The 24,785-nt window shown below is 56.2% G+C and carries 22 protein-coding genes; 21 read left to right on the top strand and 1 reads right to left on the bottom strand.

Features of this window, described 5'->3' with window-relative positions; translation table 11 throughout:
• Positions 1-34 precede the first annotated feature (34 nt).
• The 18 genes from bshA to NYE69_RS22370 all read left to right on the top strand — a co-directional run bounded on the left by bshA (position 35) and on the right by NYE69_RS22370 (position 20,723).
• Positions 35-1,195, top strand: coding sequence for an N-acetyl-alpha-D-glucosaminyl L-malate synthase BshA (gene bshA / locus NYE69_RS22455; RefSeq protein WP_328273370.1), 1,161 nt, complete (start codon positions 35-37; stop codon positions 1,193-1,195).
• A 68-nt stretch (positions 1,196-1,263) separates the two neighbouring features.
• Complete coding sequence (locus NYE69_RS22450; RefSeq protein ID WP_340928015.1) at positions 1,264-2,643, top strand: CCA tRNA nucleotidyltransferase; 1,380 nt, start codon at positions 1,264-1,266, stop codon at positions 2,641-2,643.
• Positions 2,625-3,605 (top strand): biotin--[acetyl-CoA-carboxylase] ligase, encoded by a 981-nt coding sequence (locus tag NYE69_RS22445; RefSeq protein ID WP_340928014.1) that lies wholly within the window; start codon positions 2,625-2,627, stop codon positions 3,603-3,605. The genes NYE69_RS22450 and NYE69_RS22445 overlap by 19 nt, the downstream gene beginning before the upstream one ends.
• 291 nt (positions 3,606-3,896) lie before the next feature.
• The gene (gene panB / locus NYE69_RS22440; RefSeq protein WP_340928013.1) at positions 3,897-4,766 is read left to right on the top strand and encodes a 3-methyl-2-oxobutanoate hydroxymethyltransferase; all 870 of its coding nucleotides are present in this window, start codon (positions 3,897-3,899) and stop codon (positions 4,764-4,766) included.
• The gene (gene panC / locus NYE69_RS22435) at positions 4,763-5,665 is read left to right on the top strand and encodes a pantoate--beta-alanine ligase (protein ID WP_340928012.1); all 903 of its coding nucleotides are present in this window, start codon (positions 4,763-4,765) and stop codon (positions 5,663-5,665) included. Before panB ends, panC begins: the two co-directional genes overlap by 4 nt.
• Complete coding sequence (gene panD, locus NYE69_RS22430; protein WP_340928011.1) at positions 5,666-6,049, top strand: aspartate 1-decarboxylase; 384 nt, start codon at positions 5,666-5,668, stop codon at positions 6,047-6,049.
• A gap of 149 nt (positions 6,050-6,198) precedes the next feature.
• Positions 6,199-6,828 (top strand): hypothetical protein, encoded by a 630-nt coding sequence (locus tag NYE69_RS22425; protein WP_328271296.1) that lies wholly within the window; start codon positions 6,199-6,201, stop codon positions 6,826-6,828.
• Between the two features lie 197 nt (positions 6,829-7,025).
• Positions 7,026-9,908, top strand: coding sequence for an ATP-dependent DNA helicase DinG (gene dinG / locus NYE69_RS22420; RefSeq protein WP_328271272.1), 2,883 nt, complete (start codon positions 7,026-7,028; stop codon positions 9,906-9,908).
• A gap of 12 nt (positions 9,909-9,920) precedes the next feature.
• Positions 9,921-10,577, top strand: coding sequence for a redox-sensing transcriptional repressor Rex (locus NYE69_RS22415; RefSeq protein ID WP_328271273.1), 657 nt, complete (start codon positions 9,921-9,923; stop codon positions 10,575-10,577).
• Entirely contained in the window at positions 10,567-11,865 is a 1,299-nt protein-coding gene (locus tag NYE69_RS22410; protein ID WP_328271274.1) for an amidohydrolase, read from the top strand. The genes NYE69_RS22415 and NYE69_RS22410 overlap by 11 nt, the downstream gene beginning before the upstream one ends.
• Before the next feature lie 408 nt (positions 11,866-12,273).
• Positions 12,274-12,759 (top strand): cell wall elongation regulator TseB-like domain-containing protein, encoded by a 486-nt coding sequence (locus NYE69_RS22405; protein WP_328271275.1) that lies wholly within the window; start codon positions 12,274-12,276, stop codon positions 12,757-12,759.
• Between the two features lie 581 nt (positions 12,760-13,340).
• A complete protein-coding gene (locus NYE69_RS22400; RefSeq protein WP_328271276.1) occupies positions 13,341-13,874 on the top strand; it encodes a hypothetical protein in 534 nt (177 codons plus the stop codon).
• The gene (locus NYE69_RS22395; RefSeq protein WP_340928010.1) at positions 13,867-15,372 is read left to right on the top strand and encodes an AAA family ATPase; all 1,506 of its coding nucleotides are present in this window, start codon (positions 13,867-13,869) and stop codon (positions 15,370-15,372) included. The genes NYE69_RS22400 and NYE69_RS22395 overlap by 8 nt, the downstream gene beginning before the upstream one ends.
• 135 nt (positions 15,373-15,507) lie before the next feature.
• Positions 15,508-16,380: a 3-hydroxyacyl-CoA dehydrogenase family protein gene (locus NYE69_RS22390; RefSeq protein WP_340928009.1), complete on the top strand. Its 873-nt coding sequence runs from the start codon at positions 15,508-15,510 to the stop codon at positions 16,378-16,380.
• Entirely contained in the window at positions 16,377-17,585 is a 1,209-nt protein-coding gene (locus tag NYE69_RS22385; RefSeq protein ID WP_036622030.1) for an acetate/propionate family kinase, read from the top strand. Before NYE69_RS22390 ends, NYE69_RS22385 begins: the two co-directional genes overlap by 4 nt.
• A 66-nt stretch (positions 17,586-17,651) precedes the next feature.
• The gene (asnS, locus tag NYE69_RS22380; RefSeq protein WP_340928008.1) at positions 17,652-18,947 is read left to right on the top strand and encodes an asparagine--tRNA ligase; all 1,296 of its coding nucleotides are present in this window, start codon (positions 17,652-17,654) and stop codon (positions 18,945-18,947) included.
• Between the two features lie 33 nt (positions 18,948-18,980).
• Positions 18,981-19,667, top strand: coding sequence for a DnaD domain-containing protein (locus tag NYE69_RS22375; protein ID WP_340928007.1), 687 nt, complete (start codon positions 18,981-18,983; stop codon positions 19,665-19,667).
• 147 nt (positions 19,668-19,814) lie between these two features.
• Positions 19,815-20,723 carry an ATP-grasp domain-containing protein gene (locus tag NYE69_RS22370; protein ID WP_036622036.1) on the top strand — a complete coding sequence of 303 codons (909 nt, stop codon included), beginning with the start codon at positions 19,815-19,817 and terminating at the stop codon, positions 20,721-20,723.
• Between the two features lie 392 nt (positions 20,724-21,115).
• Here NYE69_RS22370 and NYE69_RS22365 read toward each other — a convergent pair whose 3' ends face one another.
• On the bottom strand, positions 21,116-21,484 hold the full coding sequence (locus NYE69_RS22365) for a DUF423 domain-containing protein (protein ID WP_340928006.1): 369 nt from the start codon (positions 21,482-21,484) through the stop codon (positions 21,116-21,118).
• A 257-nt stretch (positions 21,485-21,741) separates the two neighbouring features.
• On the opposite strand from NYE69_RS22365, the gene NYE69_RS22360 reads away from it, so the two are divergent.
• From NYE69_RS22360 to NYE69_RS22350, 3 genes are read left to right on the top strand one after another with little or no spacing between them, the layout of a single operon-like run.
• Positions 21,742-22,728 (top strand): FecCD family ABC transporter permease, encoded by a 987-nt coding sequence (locus NYE69_RS22360; protein WP_445744787.1) that lies wholly within the window; start codon positions 21,742-21,744, stop codon positions 22,726-22,728.
• The gene (locus NYE69_RS22355; protein ID WP_340928004.1) at positions 22,729-23,742 is read left to right on the top strand and encodes a FecCD family ABC transporter permease; all 1,014 of its coding nucleotides are present in this window, start codon (positions 22,729-22,731) and stop codon (positions 23,740-23,742) included.
• A gap of 25 nt (positions 23,743-23,767) precedes the next feature.
• Positions 23,768-24,760 carry an iron-hydroxamate ABC transporter substrate-binding protein gene (locus tag NYE69_RS22350; protein WP_340928003.1) on the top strand — a complete coding sequence of 331 codons (993 nt, stop codon included), beginning with the start codon at positions 23,768-23,770 and terminating at the stop codon, positions 24,758-24,760.
• Positions 24,761-24,785: the final 25 nt, after the last annotated feature.

The raw sequence follows: 24,785 nt of genomic DNA, 5'->3' as shown, positions 1-24,785 counted from the left end.
CAGGGAACTAGAACATGAAGGAGGCCCCCGCCATATGGATCCATTTTTGAAAATAGGCATCACCTGTTACCCTTCTTTGGGCGGTTCGGGGGTTGTCGCCACCGAGCTGGGGAAACTGCTGGCGGAAAAAGGGCATGAGGTGCACTTTATTTCGCATAGCGTTCCTTTCCGTCTGGGTGGTTACCATAAAAACATTTTTTATCATGAAGTGGAAGTCAGCGATTATTACGTGTTCCGCTACCCTCCTTACGATTTGTCGCTTGCGACGAAAATGGCGCAGGTCGCCAAAACGCAGGGGCTGGATGTGCTGCATGTCCATTACGCCGTTCCCCATGCCGTTTGCGCTTTTTTGGCCAAACAGATGGTCGGCGACTCGCTGAAGGTCGTCACCACGCTGCACGGGACGGACATTACCGTATTGGCCCAGGACGAATCGCTGAAGGACCTGATTCGGCTGGCGATTAACGAAAGCGACGCGGTCACGTCGGTTTCGCTGGATCTGACGCGGGAGACGCGGGAGGTGCTGGACATCACCCGGGATATCGATTTGACGTATAATTTCGTCGACGAGCGGGTGTATTACCCCCGGGATGCGGCCGGCTGCCGCGCGGACTTCGCCGAACCCGGCGAACAAGTGCTGATGCATATTTCCAATTTCCGCCCGGTCAAGCGGGTGGCGGACGTCGTGGACATCTTCCATCGCGTCAACGAAGAAGTGCCGTCCAAGCTGCTGCTTGTCGGCGAGGGACCGGATCTTCCGAAAATCCAGCTGAAAATCAAAGAGTTGGGGCTAAGCGACCGGGTGCATTTTCTCGGCAAGCAGGACGATATCGCACACGTCATTTCGATGGCCGATATTTTGCTGCTGCCTTCGGAGAAGGAAAGCTTCGGCCTGGTCGCTTTGGAGGCGATGGCCTGCGGCGTGCCGACGGTCGGAACGATTGCCGGGGGCATCCCGGAGCTCGTGAAGCACGGCGAAACCGGCTTCCTCGCCCCGATCGGCGATACGAAACGGATGGCCGAATACTGCCTGACGCTGCTGAAAAGTCCGGAGCTCGGGGCAAAGATGCGGGAAGCCTGCCTGACCCGGGCGAGAAAAGAATTCAGCAGCCAGCAAACGATGGCCAATTACGAAGAGATTTATTACCGTGTGTTAAACCTTGAGGCTCCGCAGTTGAAGCCGGCGTGCAGCTAAAGGGGCGCGGCCGCGCGCCATACCCGCCTATGCCGGCCAGGAGCGAAGGAACGTTTGGAGGCAAGCCAATGAATCGCTGGACACAGGTAGACCCCCTGATGGTAAATCAGGGGGAAAAGGTGCTGCATATATTGCTGGAACGCGGGTTCCAGGCTTTTTTTGTCGGCGGCTGCGTACGCGATGAGCTGATGGGCCGGCCGGTTCACGATATGGATATCGCCACCTCGGCCAAACCGGAGGACGTGGTCGCGGTTTTTGAGCGCACGGTTCCGACGGGGATCGAGCACGGCACGGTCACGGTGCTGATGGATGACTATGCGTTCGAGGTGACGACGTTCCGCAAGGAGTCGCAATACGAGGACCATCGCCGGCCGGCATCGGTGGAGTTCGTTGACGCCGTTAACGAGGATTTGCTGCGCCGCGATTTTACGATGAACGCCATCGCCCGGGATATCGATGGGGCGCTCATCGATCCGTACGGAGGCCAATGCGACATCAAACGCGGCTTGATCCGCTGCGTCGGCGCGGCCGAGGAGCGGTTCGAGGAGGACGCCCTGCGCATGCTGCGGGCGGTACGCTTCGCTTCGGTGTTTGGCTTCCGCCCGGCCAAAAGCCTGTGGAGAGCGCTGCTGCGCGGCAAGGACAAGCTGTCCTACATCGCGATGGAGCGCGTGCGGACCGAGCTGGAGAAGGTCGTGCTCGGGGACCGTCCGCTGCGCGGCTTGGCCTTGCTTGAGCGCAGCGGGCTGCTGCGGCATGTGAAGGCGGCGCTGCCGGAGGCCGGCGGGGCGGCCAATGCCGAGCCGGACCCGGCGGGCCGGAGCCGGGCGCGGCTGACGCGGCAGCTGCTTGCGGCCGAGCCGCGGCGGGAGCTGCTGGCCGCGCTGCCGGAGCTGCCGCCGGAGCCGCAGGCGCTGCGCTGGTCGCTGCTGCTGCAGGCGCTTGGCACCGCCGGTGAGGACGTCATCCCTTTGATGAAAGGGTGGACGTTTCCGAACAAGGCCGCCGAGGAGACGGCGGCGATCGTCCGCTTCGACGAGGCTTGGCGGCGGGCCGGGGCCGAGGAGCGCGAAGCGGCGTCGCTTCGCCGCCGCTGGGTCGTCCTGCAGGTGACGCTCGGTCAAACGGCGGCTGCGTGTTGGCTGGGCCGGCAGGCTGCCGTATTGGCGGCTGCGTCTCTCTCCGAAGCGCAGCGGATAGCTGAACGGGAGCGGCTTGACCTCGCCCGGCGCTGGCATGGGGAAGTGCGGGCGCACGCCTTGTCCGAGCTGGCCGTCAGCGGCAAAGACGTGCTTGAGCTGACCGGTCAAAAAGGCGGCCCTTGGCTCGGCGAACTGATGAAGCAGCTTCTTTTATCGGTCGCCGCCGGGGAGGTACATAACGACAAACAAGCGTTGCTGGAGTACGTGAAAGCGGGGTTAAGCGAAGCATGGAAGCAAACCGATTGATCGACATGCTCCTGGAGCATCCGGGGCAATATATATCCGGAGAGGAGATCAGCCGCCGCCTTGCGATCAGCCGGACGGCGGTATGGAAGCAGATCGCCAAGCTGCGCGATGAGGGGTATGAGTTTGAATCCGCCCCGCGGCGCGGTTACCGGCTTATCCGCAAGCCCGACAAAATTGCCCATTCCGCCTTGGCGCGGGCGCTTGAGGGCCGCGCTCTGTTCGGGCGGCAAATCCGGCTGCTCGAACGGACGGTCTCCACGCAGGCGGAGGTTCGGGAGCTGGCCGAGGCCGGGGCTCCGTCCGGCGCCCTGGTCGTCGCCGAGGAGCAGACGGGCGGCCGCGGCCGTCAGGGCCGGGCGTGGTTTTCGCCGCCGGGCAAAGGCGTGTGGATGAGCCTGCTGCTTCGCCCGGACCGGCAGCCGCTGTCCTTTGCGCCGCAGCTCACGCTGCTGATTGCGGTGGCCGTGTGCCGCGCCGTGCGCCGGGCGGCCGGCGTCGATGCGGGGATCAAATGGCCCAACGATCTGCTCGTGCACGGCCGCAAGCTTTGCGGCATCCTCGTCGAATCGGTCGGCGAGGACGAGCTGATCCGCTACGCCATCGCCGGTATTGGGATCGATGTCAATCTGGAGGCCGAAGATATCCCTGAAGAGCTTCAGGACGTTGCGACGTCCCTGTACATCGAAAGCGGCCGCCGCATCGACCGGGCGGAGCTGATCGGGATAGTGCTGGCGGAGCTGGAACAGCTGTATGAGCTATACATTCAAGAGGGCTTTGCGCCGATCGGCCATCTGTGGGAAGCTTTATCGGTTACCCTGGGCCAGCGGGTCACGGTCAACACGCCCGCCGGAGACGTCAGCGGGCTGGCAACGGCTCTCGATCCTTCCGGGGCGCTGGTGCTGGCCGAAGATGACGGAAAATTGCGCACTATTTTTTCCGGCGAAGTGCAAATTGGCGGATGAAAAATGTGACGCAATTTGTTATACTGTGCTCAGGAGGCGGTATCGGCACCCGTTCGAACTGCACTCTTCAGCGGCTGTAGGTTAATGTGATGAAGCCTGCGTTGGATTCTGCTCTGAGCCGAAGAGGACCGAGACAGAAGGAACGAAGCAAGTGACTCCTTCTATGCATTCGGACCTTTTTAGTGCCAAACTAAAAGGTTTTTTTGTCGTGCGCGTTTTTTCGTTGTACAAAGGTATGCGGGTACGCGAATGGACGCGGCGCGGCAGGCCAAACCGAAGGAGATGGGAAAATTGGCTGGAAAACAAGCATTAAACATCGTGAAATTGAAAAAAATGAAGCAGGACGGTACGCCGATTGCGATGATTACCGCCTACGATTATCCGTCGGCGCAATTGGCGGAAGAGGCTGGCGCGGATATGCTGCTCGTCGGCGATTCGCTCGGCAATGTGGTGCTGGGCTACGATACGACGATTCCGGTGACGCTGGACGATATGGTTCATCACAGCCGCGCGGTGGCCCGGGGGGCGCAGCATACGTTTATCGTGACGGATATGCCGTTTATGACGTATCACGGCAGCGTTGAAGAGACGCTGAAGAACGTCCGCCGCCTGATGCAGGAAGGGCATGCGCACGCGGTCAAGATGGAAGGAGGGGCGGAAATCGCCCTGGCCGTCCAGGCCATCGTGCAGGCCGGGGTGCCGGTGCTGGGCCATATCGGGCTCACGCCGCAGTCGGTCAACCAAATCGGCGGCTACCGCATCCAGGGCAAGGATGCGCAGGACGCCCGGCGCCTGCTGGAGGACGCCAAGGCGCTGGAGCGCGCGGGGGCGTTTGGGATCGTGCTGGAGCTGGTCACCGAGGAGGTGGCGGAGGCGATTTCCAAGGAGCTCTCCATTCCCACGATCGGCATCGGCGCGGGCCGCGGCTGCGACGGCCAGGTGCTCGTGTTTCACGATGTTCTTAAATATACCCCGGATTACCGGGACAAACGTTTCGTCAAAACGTATGCCGACATCGGAGCGCAAATCCGCAGCGGCATCTCGGAATATGTACGCGAGGTCAAAACCCGCGCTTTCCCGGCCCAGGAGCATGTGTTCGCCGCGGAAGACGGCGTGCTCGAGACATTGTACGGCAAAGGAAAGGTGGAAACAAAAGCATGAAGACCTTTACGGAAATCCGGGCGCTTCGGGAGCATTTGCAGGCGGAGCGTTTTGCCGCGGCGGGGAAAGGGGAGGACCTGCGGGTTGGACTCGTCCCGACGATGGGCTACTTGCATGAAGGCCATGCCAGCTTGCTGCGCAAAGCGCGCGGCGAGAATGACCTCGTCGTGCTGAGCGTGTTCGTCAATCCGATCCAGTTCGGACCAAACGAAGATTTTGAACGGTATCCGCGCGACGCGGAAAAGGATTTGGCGCTCGCCGAACGGGAAGGCGTCGATGCTGTATTTATGCCGAGCGTAGAGGAAATGTATCCCCGCCCGACCCGGACCAAGGTCAAAGTCGCGGAGCTGACGGAGCGCCTTTGCGGCGCTTCGCGGCCGGGGCATTTCGACGGCGTGACGACCGTCGTGAGCAAGCTGTTTCACATCGTGCAGCCGGCCCGCGCCTATTTCGGGCAAAAGGACGCTCAGCAGGTGGCCGTGATCGCCCAGATGGCGGAGGATTTGAATTTTGACGTGGAGATCGTTCCGTGCCCGATCGTACGGGAGGCGGACGGCCTCGCGCTCAGTTCGCGCAACGTATATTTGAGCCCCGAGGAGCGCAAGGCGGCGCTCGTGCTGTCCAGAAGCCTTCTTCAGGCGCAGGAGAAAGCGAAAGCAGGCGGGGCGGTCACAGCCGGCGAAATCCGCGCGGATCTGACCCGGAGTATTGGCGATGAACCGCTGGCCGATATCGATTACGTGGAGATCGCCGATTTTCCGGGACTGTCTCCGCTCGCCGACGCTGAACGCCTTGACGATGCCGGCCGCGGCGCCGACGCGCTTATCGCGGTGGCCGTGAAGTTCGGCACGACGCGACTGATCGACAACGTGATTTTGACCAAAAAGGGGATGGCCTAATTGTTCAGAACGATGATGAAATCAAAAATCCACCGCGCGACCGTGACCGAAGCGAATTTGAACTATGTCGGCAGCATTACGATCGATGAAGAGCTGATGGAGGCCGCCGATATTCTGGAGAACGAAAAAGTGCAGATCGTCAACAACAACAACGGCGCGCGCCTGGAAACGTACGTGATCCCGGGACCGCACGGCAGCGGCGTCATCTGCCTCAACGGCGCGGCCGCGCGGCTCGTGCAGCCCGGCGACAACGTCATTATCATTTCCTACGCGGCGATGTCTCCCGAGGAAGTGCGCAGCCACAAGCCGACCGTCGTGTTCGTGGACGAAAGCAACCGGCCCGTGGAAAAAGCCCATCAGGAGCTGCACGCGGCCATTCGTTAAATAAACCCGCCCCGCGCGCCTGAATTTCGCCGCCAATCGGAAGCAAATATATGCAATTGACGCTTGCGGGAATGAAAAACCCGCCCGAAACAAAAAATGATCTTAAGGCTCGGACTGATTTCATTTTCGTTAAGGGTGGGATGCGAATGATGTTTCAGCATGTTTTTGCGGAAATGAATGAGATGTTGGATGATATTTCGCGTAAATATCCGCTGGCCGTGGGCGCCCAAAAGCAGGAGCTCGCGCAAGCTTGGCGACTGCTCAAGCACATGAGCGACGGGATCATTGAAGAGTGGCTTTGTTTCGAAGAGAAGATGGCCGCGCTGCGCCAAAAATGGGGCAGCCTTGAAGCCGAGGAGGTTCTGTCGCTCCCCGAGATCGAAACGGGTCCGTTTATCAAAGGACAAGGCTATTATAAATTGATGATGTTTCCCCAGGCGCTGGAGCAGTTTGAGCAGGTGCTGAAGCAGTATCCCGGCAGCGCGCTTGGCCGTACCTACCTGGCCATGTGCCATCTGCATCTGGAGCGAAGCGAGGAAGCCGCGCGGCAGTTTTGGCTCGTTCTGGAGAAAGCCGGAAACAAAAGGCTTCGCTCCATCATTTATAATGCGCTCGGCTGCATCGAGGCGCAAAAAGGCATTTTGGCCAAAGCCAAGGAATACTTTACCCTGGCTCATCACAGCGATCCGTCCCTCGCCGAGCCTTTGGCGAATCTCGAGGCATGTTTGAGCAGCACGGGCAAATTGTATTATGGCAATGAATTGGCCTCTTTGCTGTAAACCGTCTTTATCGTTGGCATGATCGAACTTTTTTTGGCAGAACCGGTTGAGCGATGCGTAAGTCCGCCCATGAGCGCGGGCGCATCGCTCTTTTATTTTGTGATTTTAATTACACATAACGCCCGGCATGAATTTTCAAATCGCGCTTCTTCTGTTATGCTGTATTAGAGACTGGAACGAAAGGGACTTAAAAAGCAATGAAATATGCCGTGCTCGATTTTGAAACGACGGGCAACCAGTCCTCCGATGAAATTATTCAAGTGGGACTTGCCATTATAGAACCGGATAAGTCGATTTCGCAGGTATACAACTCCTTCGTCAAACCGGGAATACCGATTCCGCCGTTCATCACGGGGTTGACCGGCATCACCGAAGACGATGTCAAGGATGCGCCGGACCTGGACGAAGTGATGATGGAGATGGTTCCGCTGCTGAACGATGTAGTGCTGGTCGGGCACAATGTCGCTTTCGACTTCAACTATCTGCAAAGCGCTTTGGACAAAACGGGTTATCTGCCGTTTACGGGGCGGATTCTGGATACGATGGACTTCCTGAAAATCCTCTTTCCTTCGTTGACCTCCTATCAGCTGGGGCTTGTGGCCGCCGAATTCGAAGTGCAGCACGAGCGTCCGCACCAGGCGGACAGCGACGCCTTGGCGACGGCGCTGATTTTTCTGAAATGCCTGGAGGAATGCGAGCGGCTGCCGCTGTTGACGCTGCAGCGCCTGGCGGATTTGTTTGCGGGCGAGGACAGCGACCTCGGCTGGTTTTTCGATGCCATAGTCCAGGAGAAGGAACGCGAAACGGAGCAAAGCGATGACCGTTACATCTTTTACCGCCAGTTCGCGCTGCAGGCCGAGGATTGGATGGATATCGAATCTCCGCGGGGCGCTATGGCGGACAATCCGCTGGAGGGTGTGTCCTTTGAGCAGTTCATGGAGCAGGTGAGGGAGCGGCTGCGCGAAAGGCTGCCCCAATACGAGGAGCGCGATGCTCAGAACAAGATGCTGGAGGAAGTGAGCCGGGCTTTTAACGATGACAAGCATCTGCTGATCGAAGCGGGGACCGGGACGGGAAAATCGCTTGGTTACTTGCTGCCCGCGATCTACCATAGCGTCAAACGGGAAGAAAAAGTAATGGTCAGCACGCATACCATTAACCTGCAGGAGCAGCTTCGGGAAAGAGACGTTCCGCTGCTCGCCGAGGTGGTGCCGTTTCCTTTCCTGGCTGCCGTATTTAAAGGCAGGCAGCATTATTTGTGCTTGCGCAAATTTGAACATAAAATAAATAGAAAAGACTTTGCCACGCCGAAAGAAGAGGTGATGACGGCGGCGCAAATGGTCGTGTGGCTGACGCAAACGGTCAACGGCGACGATGAAGAGCTCAATTTGGGCAATCGCGGCGGCGATTTCTGGGAAACGGTGGCCAGCGAGTCGGACTCCTGTCTCGGGCGGTCCTGCCCATGGTTCCGCAAATGCTTCTATCATCGGGCCAAACATGAAGCCGGGGTCGCCGATGTGGTCATTACGAACCACTCCAAGCTGTTTACCGATATCCAGGCCGGGCATCAGCTGCTGCCGGGATACGAGCGCCTGGTCATCGACGAGGCCCATCATTTGGAGGATGTGGCGGGGAAACACCTGGGCATTCATATGAAGTATTTTACCGTCATTCATACGCTCACCCGGCTGTTTAAAGACAGCAAGACCGGCCAGCTGCCGAATCTCCGCATCGCTTTGCAGGCGGCGGGGGGCGAAAAAACGGGCGAATGGTGCCGGGTCATCGACGAAATGTACCCGACGCTGATCGATGTGAAGGAAAGCTGGGACAAGCTCAGCGAGCTGCTGTTTGCCCTGATGCCGGAACGGAGCGACGCCGCGCCCGGCGATCCGGGCCAATTCGTTTACCGCCTGCTTCCGCTAAAGAAACCGCAGGAATGGGATAAGCTGTCGGCGCTGGAGAACCAGATTTACGTTGCGCTAGGGGACGTGCTCCGCAAAGGCGACCGGATGCTGGCGCAAATCCGGGAAGAGCAGGAGGATTACGGTTCCGAAAGCCTCCTGACCGACATCAACGGGTTATTCAAGGATTTGGCCAACGAGCGGGAGGCCCTGCGTTTCTTCATGAAGCTGGAGAGCGAGGAGACGGTGTACTGGATGGAAGCGAACGGGAATTTCCGCAGCCGCTCCCTGCAGATGTATGCCGTTCCGATCGACGTTAGCGCGCAATTGAAGGAATACTTTTTCGACAGAAAAAAAAGCGTGGTGATGACCTCGGCGACGCTGTCGGTCGACAAGTCGTTCCAGTATATGATCGAACAGCTGGGACTGACGGAAGCGGCCGGGGAAGGACGGCTGAACACGGCGATGCTGCCGTCGCCGTTTGATTACCGCAGCCAGGCTCTGCTCGTCATCCCGCGCGATTTTCCGAGCGTGAAGGGGAGCGTGGGCGACGACCATTTCGTCAGCACGCTGGTGCGTTCGCTCGCCGATACCGCGGTTGCGACGCAAGGCCGTATGCTGGTGCTGTTCACATCGTACCGGATGCTGCGGCAGGTTTACGAGCCGTTGAAGGAGCTATTGTCGGCGCAAGGAATCACGGTCATCGGCCAGGGGATGGACAGCGGCAGCCGCAGCAAGCTGACCCGGCGCTTTCAGGGCCAGGCGGCGTCAGTGCTGCTGGGGACGAGCAGCTTCTGGGAAGGCGTGGACATTCCGGGCGAAGCGTTGACGAGCCTGGCGATCGTCCGCCTGCCCTTCCAGCCTCCCAACCATCCGCTGGTGGAAGCGAAAAGCGAACGGCTGCAGAAGGAGAAGAAAAATCCTTTCATGAAACTGTCCGTGCCCCAGGCGGTCATCCGCTTCAAGCAGGGATTCGGCAGGCTCGTCCGCTCCTCGCAGGACCGGGGGATCGTGGTTGTTTACGATACCCGCATCTTGGAGTCTTACTACGGGAAATACTTTTTATATTCACTGCCCGGGCCGAAGATGGAGCATATGCCGCTCACTCAGATGGTTCCGCGCATATCGGAATGGTTAAATCCGGGAGACGAAAACGTCTCTAAGTCCGCGTCAGAATAGGGGGATAAACGTATGAAATCCGAAAAAATTTCCGATGCCGTCGTCCGCCGGCTGCCGGTGTATTTGCGGTTCCTCAACGAGCTGAGCCGGCGCGAAGTGCCTACGGTGTCCTCGCAGGAGCTCGGCCAGAAGCTGGACCTCAACCCGGCCCAGATCCGCAAGGATCTGGCCTACTTCGGCGATTTCGGGCGAAAGGGCATCGGCTACGATGTCGCGTATTTGATCGAGAAAATCCAGCAAATCCTCAACTTGGACCAGCAGATCAACGTTGCGCTGGTCGGCGCCGGTAATTTGGGGCAGGCGCTTTCGAATTACAACGCTTATTTGAAAGACAACATGAAAATCGTGGCGGTGTTCGACGCCTCTCCGGCCAAGATCGGCACGCAAATCAACAACATCACGATCCAGCCGATCGAAGAGCTGACGGAAACGGTGCGGGAGAAAAATGTCCGGATCGGGATCATTACCGTCCCGGATTACGAAGCGCAGCGCGTGGCGGATCAATTGGTGGCGGCGGGAATCGGGGCCATTCTGAACTTCGCTCCGACGATTTTGAAGGTGCCTCCGGAAGTCCGCATCCATGCCGCCGATTTCACGACCGATTTGCTCAGTCTGGCTTATTACTTGAATGACGGAAGCGGAAAGGAACAACCTGCCCATGAGTCGTAAATGGTTAATCAAGAACGGAACCTTTGTCGTGTTCGAACAAGATCGTTCCATTGTACAGGGCTATATGCTCGTTGAGGGCGACACGATTTCCTATATCGGCGAGCAGCTTCCTGAAGGGGCGGAAGACGCGGAAACCTTCGACGGAAAAGGGCTGCTGTTCATGCCGGGGCTGATCAACACGCACGGCCACGCGGCGATGTCGCTGCTGCGCGGATACGGCGACGACATGGTGCTGCAGACCTGGCTTCAGGAAAAAATGTGGCCGATGGAAGCCAAGTTCACCGCCGGCGATGTGTACGCCGGGACGGCGTTGTCCGTGCTGGAGATGCTGAAAGGCGGAACGACCACGTTCCTGGACATGTACGACCATATGGATGAAGTGGCCAAAGTGGTTCAGGAGTCGGGCATCCGCGCCGTGCTGATGCGCGGCGTCATCGGGTTGTGCCCGCCGGACGTGCAGCAGCAGAAGCTGAACGAAGCGATCGCGTTTGCGAAAAATTGGCACGGCCGGGCGGACGGCCGAATCACGGCGATGATTTCGCCGCACGGGCCGTACACCTGTCCGCCGGAATTTTTCGAGAAATTCGTACAAGCGGCTCATGATCTGGATCTGCCGATGCATACGCATATGTCGGAGACGCGGGCGGAAGTGGAGCAAAACGTGAACGATTACGGAGTCAGACCCGTTCAGCATTTGCTGAACCTCGGGATGTTCTCCCGTCCGTCGCTGCTTGCTCACGCCGTGCATTTGACCGATGAGGAGATCGATATTTTGGCGGCCCATAACGTGGCGGTGTCGCACAATCCCGGCAGCAACCTGAAGCTGGCCAGCGGCGTGGCGCGGGTGCCGGCACTGCTTGGCAAAGGCGTGGTCGTTTCGCTTGGAACGGACGGCGCCGCCAGCAACAACAACCTCGATATGCTCGAGGAGGTCCGCCTCGCCGCATTGATCCACAAAGGCGTTTCCGGCGATCCTACCGCCGTTCCGGCGCTGGAGGCCCTCAAAATGGGCACGGAATACGGGGCGAAGTCGGTGTACTTGGCGAATACGGGGAAACTCGCGGCCGGCATGAAGGCGGATTTTATCGCGCTGAATACGGAACAGGCCCATTTCGTGCCGAAGACGGATTACGTTTCCCATGTCGTCTATTCGGCCGGCTCCAAAGATGTAGAGCATGTGTGGGTTAACGGCGAGCAGGTGGTCAAACACGGGGCTTGCCTCACCCTCGACGAGGAGCGTATCCGGCGCGAGGCGCAAGCGGCCTTCGAAGGGCTGCTGGCCCGGTAGGGGCCTGGAGGCTTGGCACTGATTGCTTGCTGCTTTTTGAATGGCGCGTGCGGTTGCAGCTGCGGCCGTGGCCGTGGACGTAAACGTGAACGTGTCATGTTCGTGGCTGCACCTGTGGCTGTGCCTGTAATTACGGCGATTTAGCGGTAAAAAAGGGCGTTATTTTCGGATTTGAAGAGGTTTCCGCCGCAATAAGGGACTTTTTTGTCGCTATTTCCCGGCATTGGCCGTGATATTGACGATATCGCCCGTCCTCGGGGAAAATAAGAACTAAAATAGCCGTTATTTTAACGATGCGGAGGAAAAACGGCCGAATAACGACCGGAATTAACGTTATTTTTCTGCGACTGTGCGAATGTGCGCGAATGTAGGTTTAGACGACTGGCTACAGGGGAAAGGAAGAGAAGGTTGAGAAAGAGAACCAAGTGGCTCCTGCTTTCGCTGCTGATTTTAGTGATCGTGCTTTTTGCCCTTCACCGTTTTTATATCTACGTTCTTCAGGATACCTGGGCAAGCGAAAATGCAGTGATTGAGCAGGCGAAACAGGAGACGGACCTGGTCCAGGGCGATAAAGTGTGGAAATCGGTGTGGGACGATGTGTGCTGGGTGGTCCATGGCAAAGACGGGTCAGGCCGGGAGATGATGGTATGGCTCCGGGAAGGTCATGAACCCGTGGTGCGGCTGCTCTCGGAAGGTGTGTCGGAGACCCGGGTGCGGACGATCATTAACGAAAGCCTGCCCGGGATCACTATCGTCAGGCTGGTGCCCGGCATCTACAATGAACGGCTGGTGTGGCAGCTGTTTTATAAACAAAAGGATCACCACTACTACCGTTTTTACGATTTTGGCACCGGTGAGGCGTTGAACGATGTATTTACGCTTCCGAACCGCTGATCCGCCATGAAGTGAACCGAATAGGAGATTTGAAGCATACGGTTTCTATGTTCAGCAATTTGGACGTGGAGGCCGTTTTTTTGCAATATAGCAACCCCAATCAAACGCGGCTGGCTTAATTTAAAGTGGAAAGTTGAAACGGATTCGGAGAATACGTGCTAAAACAATACAATAAGGAGAGGTACCGGCTGTACAATCCAAGTCAGCTTTCTACGGCGCTTTCCGAACAAATCAGATTATTCCGCCAAGGTATCGCCTGTCCTAAGCTTTTTACATACCAAGACCAAATCATGCTGGAGTCCGAGTGTGGGGAGAAGTTCGTGGCCATGCAATATTGCAAGAAATGATTTGGCTCGCCGACCATCTGGGCGAGTTGCCGCTTCTGCTTGAGAATATGTAGCAGTCTACCCATTTAAAATTTAAAATATAGCCATACTTTTTTTCGATATTTGATAGATCATGTGATATACTCTTATTTGTGGATTTGATATACGAAATGATATATCAAAATAATATATCCGACTAAGCGACGGTTCTTGAAAAAGCAACCACTTCAGAAATATAGATAAGGGGGACATCACGTGAAACTGCGTATTGGACCAGTTGTGTCGAGTGTTGTCATTTCCGCCGTATTGCTGTTTGGCGGATGGTTCATATATCGGCAGTGGGCGATTGAGCGTCCGCTGGAAAATATCGTAAAAACTTATGACGGCGTAAACGATGTACAGTTGGACATTAAGCCGAACGAACTTGCCGTGAAGCTGGACCTCGCACCCGGGACGGATCTCGGCGATCTGGTGCGGAAAATCGAACAGGACGGAAAACGGCAAATCGGCGGACGGACGTTGAAGCTGGACGTGAAAGACCATTCTTCGCCGGTTCTGGACGAGCTGTGGCAGAAAGCGCTGTTCAGCGTGGCGCAGGCGATGGAGACGAAGAAATATACGGAAATTACGTCCGCGCTGGAGCAAATGGAGCAGGCGAATTCCAAAGTGACGGCCAAGGCGGAGATGGATGAGGACAATGTTTACATTACGCTGACGGACGGACAAGCCAGCAAGTTTATCATTTTGCCGCGGACTCCACAGCGATTGGGGGCATGGCCGAATGCGTAAATGGATGGTGGAGGCGGCCATAGGGTTTATTCCGGTGCTGCTATTGTTCCTGGCGATCGTTGGCTATAACGTCGTACCGCTCGTGATTTTGTTTGTTTTGTTCGGCGTGCTGTTTGCGGCGATCAACATGCGCGGGGGCGGAATAGCGATCGGGGCGGCTCAGGAGCGGAAGCGCCGGCAGAGCGGCCCGGACAAGCTGACGTTTGAGGAAATCGGCGGCCAGGAGAGCGCCAAGCAGGAATTGCGCGAAGCGCTCGATTTTATGGTGCGCCACGAGGAAATCAGCAAATTCGGGATCCGGCCGATCAAGGGGATTTTGCTGACCGGACCTCCCGGAACCGGTAAAACGCTGCTGGCGAAAGCCGCCGCCCAGCACACCAACGCGGTGTTCGTGGCGGCTTCGGGCTCGGAATTTGTGGAGATGTACGTCGGCGTAGGCGCGAGCCGCATCCGCGAGTTGTTTAAGGAAGCGAAGGCGCGCGCGGCCAAAGAAAACAAGGAGAACGCGGTCATTTTCATCGATGAGATCGAGGTGATCGGCGGCAAACGGGAAGGCGGGCAGCAGCGCGAATACGATCAGACGCTGAACCAGCTGCTGACCGAAATGGACGGAATTTATTCGTCGGACACGCCGCGCATTCTCCTGATCGCCGCGACCAACCGCAAGGAAATGCTGGACGGCGCATTGCTCCGGCCGGGGCGTTTCGACCGTCATATTCAGGTCGATCTTCCCGACAAAAAGGGCCGGCTCCACATTTTGGAGCTGCATGGGAAGAACAAGCCGCTGCACGAAAGCGTCAGCCTGGAGAAGGTGGCCGAGGAATCGTTCGGGTTCTCGGGGGCGCAGCTCGAAAGCGTCATGAACGAGGCGGCCATCTACGCGATGCGCGAAGAGGCGGCCGAGATCATGCAGCCCCATCTGTCGATGGCGATCGATAAGGTGATGATGGGCGAGAAGACGGACCGCCAGGCGAACGAGGAAGAGAAGCGCCGGGTGGCGATTCATGAGCTTGGCCACGCGATCGCCGCCGAGGTCGTAGCTCCGGGCAGCGTGAATCAAGTGGCGCTTAGCCCGCGCGGAAGGGCGCTCGGCTATGTGCGGCATAATCCGCAGGACGAAAAGTATCTGTACACCAAAGACTATCTCGAAGGGCAAATCATGGTTGCGCTGGCCGGTGCGGCCGCGGAAGAAATTTATTACGGCGGGCGCAGCACGGGCTCGAGCAACGACTTTGAGCAGGCGCTGAAAATCGTTCATACGATGATGACCTCCGGGCTGACTTCACTTGGCATCGTGAATATGGAAATGGTAACGACGGAGGTTTTGATGCATGAAAATGCGCGGATATTGGATGAGCTGGCCGCTAGAACGAAAGAAATGCTGCTCCGGCATTCGGCAGTATTCGACAAATCTCTCGAAATTTTATTAATAGAAGAGCGCCTTTCGGGCGAGCAATTCCGTTGTCAATTTCGTGACAGCGTGCATTTACCGGCATAAAACATGATGCCGGTTATTTTTTTTACTTTTTCGTCATGCTAAGATATTATTATATGTTGGGTGTAAAAGATGTATTATTCGACATCTGGGGAACAATATTATGCAGAGATCATGAAAGGATGGAGCGAGAGGACCATGAATTACAAAAAAATAGGCGTCATCGGCGGCGGTACGATGGGGCAAGGCATCAGCGAAATGCTTGCGGGCAAAGGGCTCGATGTGCTGCTGGTGGAGGAAACGACCGAAAAATTGAACCATGCTTACAGCATGATTGAGACGAGTCTCGATAAGCAACTCGAAAAATGGGCGATTACGCAGGCCGAGAAAAAGCTGATTTTATCCCGGATCCACAAAGTGACTCATTTCGCCGAACTCGGCACCTGCGATATGGTCATCGAGACCATTTCGGAAGATGTGAACGCCAAAAAAGAAGTTTTCAAGCAGTTGGATCAGGTTTGCCCAAGCCATATCATTTTGGCGAGCAATACGTCGACCCTCAGCTTGACGGAAATCGCCGGTTCCACGAAATATCCGGAACGGGTGATTGGCATGCACTTTATTTATCCCGTTGCCAAAATCGATCTGGTTGAAATTATCCGCGGCTTGAAAACTTCGGATTCCACATTCGAAGAAACGAAACGCTTTGTGGAGGAAGTTGTGGAGAAGCACGGCATTATGGTATATGAATCCCCGGGCTTCGTTACATCCCGGATTATTTGCGTTATGATCAACGAAGCGCTGCACGTGCTTGGCGAAGGCGTCGCCTCCGCGGAAGAAATCGACAAAGCCATGCACATGGGGTACCAATTCCAATACGGGCCGCTGGAAATGGCCGACCGCTTCGGCCTGGATTCGGTGCTGGCCGCGCTGGAACGGATGTTCCGCGAATTCGGCGAACTGAAATACCGTCCATCCTTTGTGCTGAAGAAAATGGTTCGCGCCGGCAACCTGGGCGTGAAAACGGGCGAAGGATTTTTCAAATACGATAAGGACGGTGACCGTTTGTGAAAATTTTAGTTATTAACGCGGGCAGTTCCTCGCTGAAATACCAGTTGTATGATATGACGGACGAATCCGTGTTGGCGAAAGGCCTTGTTGAACGGATCGGCATGGACTCCTCCATTTTGACCCATAAACCTACAGGGAAGGAAGAGGTTACCGAGGTCAGCGATATTTTGGAGCACACCACGGCAATGCGCAAAGTGCTGGAGAAACTTGTGGACAAAACGCACGGCGTTCTGAACTCCATCGATGAGATCGATGCGGTGGGCCACCGCGTCGTTCACGGCGGGGAAGCTTTCAAGAGCTCGGCGCTGATCACGGGGGAAGTGAAATCGGAAATCCGCCGCCTGTTCGACCTGGCGCCATTACATAATCCGCCTAGCATGATGGGGATTAGCGCAGCCGAAGCGAACTTGCCGAACGTACCGCACACGGTTGTATTCGACACGGCGTTTCACCAAACGATGCCGGAGAAAGCTTATCTGTACGCGATTCCGAAGGTGCTCTACAAGAAGCATAAAGTCCGCCGTTACGGCTTCCACGGCACCTCCCATGCATATGTGAGCAAGACGGCCGCCGAATTTTTGCAGCGCCCGATCGAAGACCTGAAGATCATTACTTGCCATATCGGCAACGGCGCCAGCCTGACCGCGGTTAAAGACGGGATCTCCGTCGATACCTCGATGGGGATGACGCCGCTCGAAGGCTTGATCATGGGCACGAGAAGCGGTGACCTTGATCCGGCGATCGTTCCGTACGTGATGAACAAAGAGGAACTTACGATGAACGAAGTGAACTCGATGCTGAACAAGCACAGCGGACTTCTGGCCATTTCCGGCAGCAGCAGCGACATGCGGGACATTACGGACGGTTGGGAAGCCGGCAAGCCCAATGAAACGCTCGCGTTTGAAATGTATGAATACCGCCTGCGCAAATACATCGGCGCTTATGCGGCGGCGATGAACGGCGTCGACGTGATCGTCTTTACCGCCGGGGTCGGCGAAAATTCGGCGATCGTCCGCGAGGCGGTGTGCCAAAACCTCACTTATCTTGGGGTCGAAATCGACAAAGAGCTGAACAAGGTTCGTTCCGGCGATCCGCGCCGCATCTCCACGCCGAATTCCAAAGTCGAGGTTCTGGTCGTGCCGACGAACGAAGAGCTGATGATCGCCCGCGACACGCTCCGGATCGTGCAGGAATCGAAGGGCTGATTGCCGAACATACAAAGGAGTATAAGTTAAATATCCATATTGCGACGTTAGAGGAGAGATAAAGACATGGCGATCAAAACCGTGATTCGTCAAGTGAATGAGCATGTCGGAGAGACCGTCGTCATCGGCAGTTGGCTGAACAATAAACGCTCCAGCGGAAAAATCCAGTTTCTGCAGCTGCGGGACGGTACGGGATACATCCAGGCGGTCGTCGTGAAAAACGAAGTGTCCGAGGAAACCTGGAACGCCGCCAAAAGCTTAACCCAGGAATCCTCGCTGTACGTGACGGGCGTGATTCGCGAGGAGCCGCGCAGCAAGTCCGGTTACGAAATGACGGTAACGGGCCTGGAAATCATTCATTTGACCGAAGACTATCCGATAACGCCAAAGGAACATGGCGTCGATTTCTTGATGGACCATCGTCATTTATGGCTCCGTTCCAGCAAACAGCGGGCGATCATGGTCATCCGCGCGGAGATCATCCGCGCCGTGCAGCAGTTTTTTGACCAAAACGGATTTACATTGGTAGATCCTCCGATTTTAACGCCGACCTCCGCGGAAGGCACAACCAACCTGTTCCATACCAAATATTTCGATGAAGACGCCTATCTGACGCAAAGCGGACAGCTTTACATGGAAGCGGCCGCCATGGCGCTGGGCAAAGTGTACTCTTTCGGTCCGACGTTCCGGGCCGAGAAATCGAAAACGCGGCGCCACTTGATCGAATTTTGGATGATTGAACCGGAAATGGCGTTTACGGATCATGAAGAAAGCCTGGTAATCCAGGAGAATTTCGTTACCCATGTCGTCCGGTCGGTGCTGGCAAACTGCCGCGCCGAACTGGAGACATTGGAACGCGATATCTCCAAACTGGAGAACATCCAAGCTCCGTTCCCGCGGATTACCTACGATGAAGCGATTGAATATTTGCATACGCAGGGCTTCGATATTCCTTGGGGCGAGGATTTCGGAGCGCCGCACGAAACGGCGATTGCGGAACGTTACGACAAGCCGGTGTTTATTACGCATTATCCGGCGGCGATCAAGGCGTTTTACATGAAACCGGACCCGAACCGGCCGGAAGTGGTGCTGTGCGCCGATATGATCGCGCCGGAAGGATACGGCGAAATCATCGGGGGCTCCCAGCGGATCGACGATCCGGAATTGATGGAGGATCGGTTCCGGGAGCATAACCTGTCTCCGGAAACCTATCAGTGGTACCTGGATTTGCGGAAGTACGGCTCGGTGCCGCACTCCGGATTCGGGCTTGGCCTCGAACGCACCGTCGCCTGGATTTGCGGACTTGACCATGTGCGGGAGACGATTCCGTTCCCGCGTATGCTGTATCGTTTGTATCCGTAACGGACGGCGGAAGAGGAAGGTGGGACAAGGGCGATGGCCGATAGTAAAAAATCGCTGATGAAGGGCATCGCTTTGGGGATGCGCAGCGGATCCGTGACTGTGCCTTATCCGCTGCTGGTCCATTACCGCGATCTTCATTTAAGCGATACGGAAGCGATGCTGCTGATCCAATTGCTGGCGTTCCAGCAGGCCGAACAAAACGATTTTCCTTCGATGGAGCAATTGGAGCGGCGGCTGGATATCGCCCCCGGAGGGCTTGCCGCCGTTTTGCGCCGCCTGCTGAAGGAAGGCTGGATCAGCATCGATGAAACGGTCGATGAGATTACGGGAGTTCAGGCGGAGCGCTACAATTTATCGGGGATGTACGAGCGGCTGGGCCAATTTCTCGCGGAAAGGCAAAGCTCCTTGGAAAGGGACCTGCTTTGGGGAGAGCTCGGGGCCGAGCCGCCGGAAGGCCAGGAGCGCAATCTGTTCGTCATTTTCGAGAAAGAATTTGCCCGCCCGTTGTCTCCGATGGAATGCGAAACGATCTCCGGCTGGGTGGACCAGGATCAATATCCGGAAGAGCTCATTTTGCTGGCTTTGAAGGAAGCCGTGTTTGCTGGGAAAGTGCATTTCCGTTACATTGACCGTATCCTGCTTGAATGGAGCCGCAACCGCGTTCGGACGGCGGAGGACGCAAGAGCCTACACGCAGCGGTTTCGCGGCGGCATGCGATAACAAAGGAAGAAGAGACCCTCGCTTTCGGAAGAAAGCGGGGGTCTTTTTTTGCATTTTACATGAATCTTGATTTAAAAACATACTAGTAACTATCTATCATCGTATGATGGAATCGGGAGATTGTAAATTTAACTGGAGGTCGTTCGTATGCAAGGCTGGATCATTTACAAAAGCTCCGCCAATGATGTAAAGCCGGAAACCTATGAAATAAAACGGCTGATGGAAGAGGCTGAAAAGCAAGGGGTCAATGTGCGGGTGTTTACTCCGGAACAGTTCGAATTGATCGTGACCCGGGACGATCGCAAAAGCGTGATGGTGGGCGGGGAAGTGCTGCAGCTGCCCGATTTCGTGCTGCCGAGGATGGGCGCGGGAACGAATTATTTCGCGTTGGCGCTGATCCGCCACTTGGAGCGGCTGGGGGTGCGCACGTTTAATTCGTCGCAAAGCATCGACACGGTCAAAGACAAGCTTTTCACCCTGCAAATCTTAGCCGAATACAATTTACCCGTCCCGAAAACGATGCTGATCCGCTCGAAAGTGGATGTGGACCTGGTCGAAAAGCATTTAGGTTTTCCGGTTGTCGTCAAGACGATTTCCGGCTCGCAGGGGAGCGGCGTGTTTTTGGCGGAAACGAAATCGAAATTCATCGATTTGCTGGAAATGATCAACGCTTATAAAGAAAATGCCACGATGATCCTGCAGGAATTCGTCGAGTCCAGCCGGGGAATGGACCTGCGCGTACTGACGATCGGCGGGCGCGTCGTTGCGGCGATGAAGCGGATGTCCGGCAACGACAGCTTTAAGGCGAACTATTCCCGCGGCGGGTCGGTCGAGCCGTTTGAAATCAACCCGGAAATCGAGTGGCTGGCGCTGGAGACCGCAAGGCTGCTAAACCTTGACATTGCCGGTATCGACCTGCTGTTCGACGGAGACCATTACAAAATTTGCGAAGCCAATTCCTCCCCGGGATTTGAGGGACTTGAATCCTGCTGCCGGGCCAATATCGCCGAAGAGATCTACAATTTTTTGCGGGTGCGGTTGAACGTGTTTGAATAGGTGAAGAATTTATAAAATTTCAGCTGGGGAGAGGGGCGCGCTGCCTGCGTTTTTGGGGAGGTCGCTGAAATAGCGGTAAAAATGGGCGTTATATTTGACAAAAAGGGAGTACAGCAGAATTAGGGGAATTTTTTACCGCTACTTTAGAAAGACTAAGTTCAAAAGGCACTTTTTCTAGGGTTAGTTTCCAAATAGGGCCTAAAAAATCCGCTATTTTGCGCGAAGGAGTTAGAATCCCAACAATAACGACACAAATTACCGCTATTTCTGGCGGCAAAGTTTTACCGCCATCCCCTTCCCACCGAAATGCATGAGCTTGCACGTATAAGGACCGCCGGAGTGAATTTCTCCGGCGGTTTTTCGTGCGCTTTGTTACCTCCCGATTGCTGGGCTTATCCCTGAATCGCCGCCGCCACGAAAATGGCCCACCCCGCCAGGAAGCAGACGCCGCCGAGCGGTGTGATCGCGCCGAGCTTGCGGATGCCTGTCAGGCTTAAGGCATACAGACTGCCGGAGAATAACACGATTCCGGCAAACAGAAACCAGCCAGCCAGGACGATCTGCGAAGCGTGCGCGGACTGGGCGGCGGCAAGCCCCAGCAGCACCAGCCCCAAACCGTGGGCGATATGGTACTGAACACCTGTTTGGTACGTCTTCTGCCGTTCCTCGGTCAGTATATTTTTCAAGGCATGAGCGCCGAACGCGCCGAGGGCCACGGCGGTAAACATCATGATTCCCCCAAGTGCGAGCATTGTTTGCATGACTGATCACCTCGCTATTATATTACTCTACTGCGGATAAGGGAGCAATCGGAACTACCCGGCATTGCTGTAGTGAGATGCTAAAAAATAAATGGCTTGTCGTCACCGGACAGCCAAGCTATAATTGATCATGATAATCATTATCATTACGTGTGCATGTACATGTACATGGATTTACGCTTAAGCATCTGCAGTTCGAACTTTAAACTCGGGAAAGGGTAAGATTCGGTTTTGACATGAAAATACCAGGAAACGTAATGCGCATAAGTTTTTGGTATCTGGCTGCTGTATTGATATTGCTCGTTACGATGTTCCTAGCCATATCATATGGGGCTAAAGAAATGACGCTGGGCACGGTATATTCGGCCATTTTTCATTATGATCCCGCCGTGACCACGCATCAAATCATCCACGATTTACGGCTGCCCCGGGTTTTTGGAGCGGCGCTGGTAGGCTCGGCTTTGGCGGTGGCCGGCGCCCTGATGCAGGGAATTACCCGCAATCCGCTGGCGGACACGGGAATTTTGGGGATCAACGCAGGGGCGGCTTGCGTAGTGGCGTTAAGCTTTGCCTTTTGGCCGGGGATTTCTTATAGCGGCCTTATGCTGTTGTCCTTTGCAGGAGCCGCCGCAGCCTGCCTGATCATTACGGCGCTGGCTTCTTTGTCCGCCGGTGGCATGACCTCGCTGCACCTGACGGTTGCGGGGACGGTGATGGCCTCGATTCTTAGTTCGGTCAGCAGCGGCATCGCCATTTACTTTGACCTTAACCAAGATCTCGCCTTCTGGTACGCCGGAGGCGTGGGTGGCATAACTTGGGAGCATCTTCGGGTGCTTACGCCGGTCATCCTCTTAACGCTGCTTGGATCGGTTGCGTTAGGCAAACCCCTGTCTTTTTTGGCGTTGGGTGAAGAATCCGCATCCAGCTTGGGCGTGAAGACGGGAAGAATCCGGCTGCTCGGCATGGCGGCGGTCGTCATCCTGGCCGGCTCCGCCGTATCCGTGGCGGGATCGATCAGCTTTGTCGGCCTGGCGGTTCCGCATATCGTCAGAAAGCTGGTTGGCGTGAACTACCGCAACATTATCGGGTTATCGGCTTTGCTGGGGCCGGTGCTGCTGCTGTGGGCCGATTTCGGAGCCCGGATGATCAATCCGCCGCGCGAGCTGGCGATCGGGATTCTCGTAGCTCTAGTTGGCGTTCCTTTCTTTTTATACCTTGCCCGGCAGGAAAGGAGGGAGCTGTAAATGGCGGCAAACCGTTTGCGGCGCGCTGTGGCGGCGGGCATCGTTTTGCTTGGAATCGCGGCCGCGGTGGTGCTGATCAGCATCAATACCGGAACGATCCGCTTGTCGCCCGTGGCGGTGATTCGGACGCTGTCCGGAAACGGCACGGCGGAAGAAAATTTGATTCTCTTCGATTACAGGCTGCCGCGAATCATCATCACGATCCTGGCAGGAGCGGGTTTGAGCGTGGCGGGGGCCGTTCTGCAGGGGATATCGCGCAATGCGCTGGCCGATCCCGGGCTCCTCGGCATTCATTCCGGCGCGGCGTTTGGTTTGATCGTGTTCGTTTCTTTTTTTCGGACGATGGAAGGTCCTGTATCCTTGCTTATTCCGCTGTTCACCTTCGCCGGCGGTCTGATCGCCGCGCTGATCATTTTTGCGTTTGCTTATGACCGGCACCGCGGCATCGTTCCGATCCGCTTGATATTGGTAGGAATATGCATCGGCGCGGGGCTCAGCGCTCTAACGCTGATGTTGTCGCTTCATCTGGATGAAACGACCTATACGTTTACGGCGCGCTGGCTGGCGGGAAGCGTCTGGGGGAGGGAGTGGGTGCATGTCTGGACCTTACTGCCCTGGATCGTCATTCTGACGCCGATCGTCTATTTCCACTCCCGTACGCTGGACGCGTTTGGGCTTGGAGACGAACTGGCGGTCGGCGTCGGCACGAAGCTGACGCCCAAGCGTTTGATGCTCCTGCTGCTGGCGGTTGCTTTATCCTGCATCAGCGTGGCCACGGTAGGCGGCATTGGCTTTATCGGCCTGATCGCCCCGCATATCGCCAAACGGCTGGCCGGTCCGGCGCATCGTCATTTCCTGCCATTGGCCGCGCTGATCGGCGTCATTATCCTGACCGGCGCCGATACGGCCGGGAGGGCGTTGTTTCAGCCGGTATCCGTTCCGGCGGGCGTAGTCGTTTCGTTGATCGGGGGTCCTTATTTTCTTTATTTGCTGTTTCGTTCCAAACATGAATAGATTTATCGGGAGGTCTTCTTGGAAAATGAAAAAAATGTTCAGTGTGCTGCTTGCTTTAATGTTCATCATGGGGGTGCTTACGGCCTGCGGCGGTGCCGCCAAATCGGCGGCGCATTCGGAGGGCCAGACGGCCGCAAACGGTTCGGGCAATCGGACAGGCGGAAATCCGAAAGGGGACGGACCGTCTTCGTCGGGCGCCGATCTCGTCATCGATCCCGCGACAGCCAAAATCGCTTCGATGTCCATCCATATTACCAATAATTTGCTGGCTCTGGGGATTAAACCGGCCGGTTCGGTCATCGGCGGAGATGTGAAGGATTTTCTGCCTCATGTGAAGGAGCGGCTGGAAGGGACGGTTAAATACGGCGTCGTTGCCGACCCGGATATGGAAGCGCTGCTGGCCAGCAAACCGGATTATATTTTCATCGATTCCACGTATTCGGGAGCGGACCTCGCCAAGTTCGAAAAAATCGCGCCTACGATCTCCATCAATCTGGATGAGGGCACCTGGCGCGACCATTTAAAGCAAATTGCCGGATACTTCGGCCGCGAGGCGGAAGCGGAGAGCTTTATCGCCGATTATGACGCCAAAGCACAGCGGGTAAGCGAAAAGATCAAAGCCAAGCTGGGCGAAAACGCCAAGGTGATGGCCGTTCGAATGACCGCCAAGGAATTGCGCGTGATGAGCACCGCCAGACCGCTCGGTCCGATCTTGTTCAAGGATCTGGGGCTAAGCATGGCGGACGGCGTGGACAAAATTTCCGCAGATGAGCCTTATGAAGTGATTTCCAAAGAGGTGTTGCCCGATTTTGACGCCGACGCGATATTTGTTATCGTCAGCAGCGGCAACGAAGCGGCCGCCAATTTTGCGGAACTGGAAAAAAACGCGGTTTGGCAAAATTTAAAAGCGGTGAAGCAAAAACACGTTTACGTGCTGGACGGCCAAAAATGGTTGGATTACTCGTCCCTCGGCCAGACAATGGCTTTGGATAACGCGGAGCAGCTGTTTAACAAATAGCTCCCGGATTTCGATATCGAACGTT

The organism is Paenibacillus sp. FSL R5-0527, from assembly GCF_038008055.1.
GTDB classification, from domain to species: Bacteria; Bacillota; Bacilli; order Paenibacillales; family Paenibacillaceae; genus Fontibacillus; species Fontibacillus macerans.
Note: the sequence above shows the minus strand (reverse complement) of the source record. Positions and strands in the feature narration are given on the sequence as shown.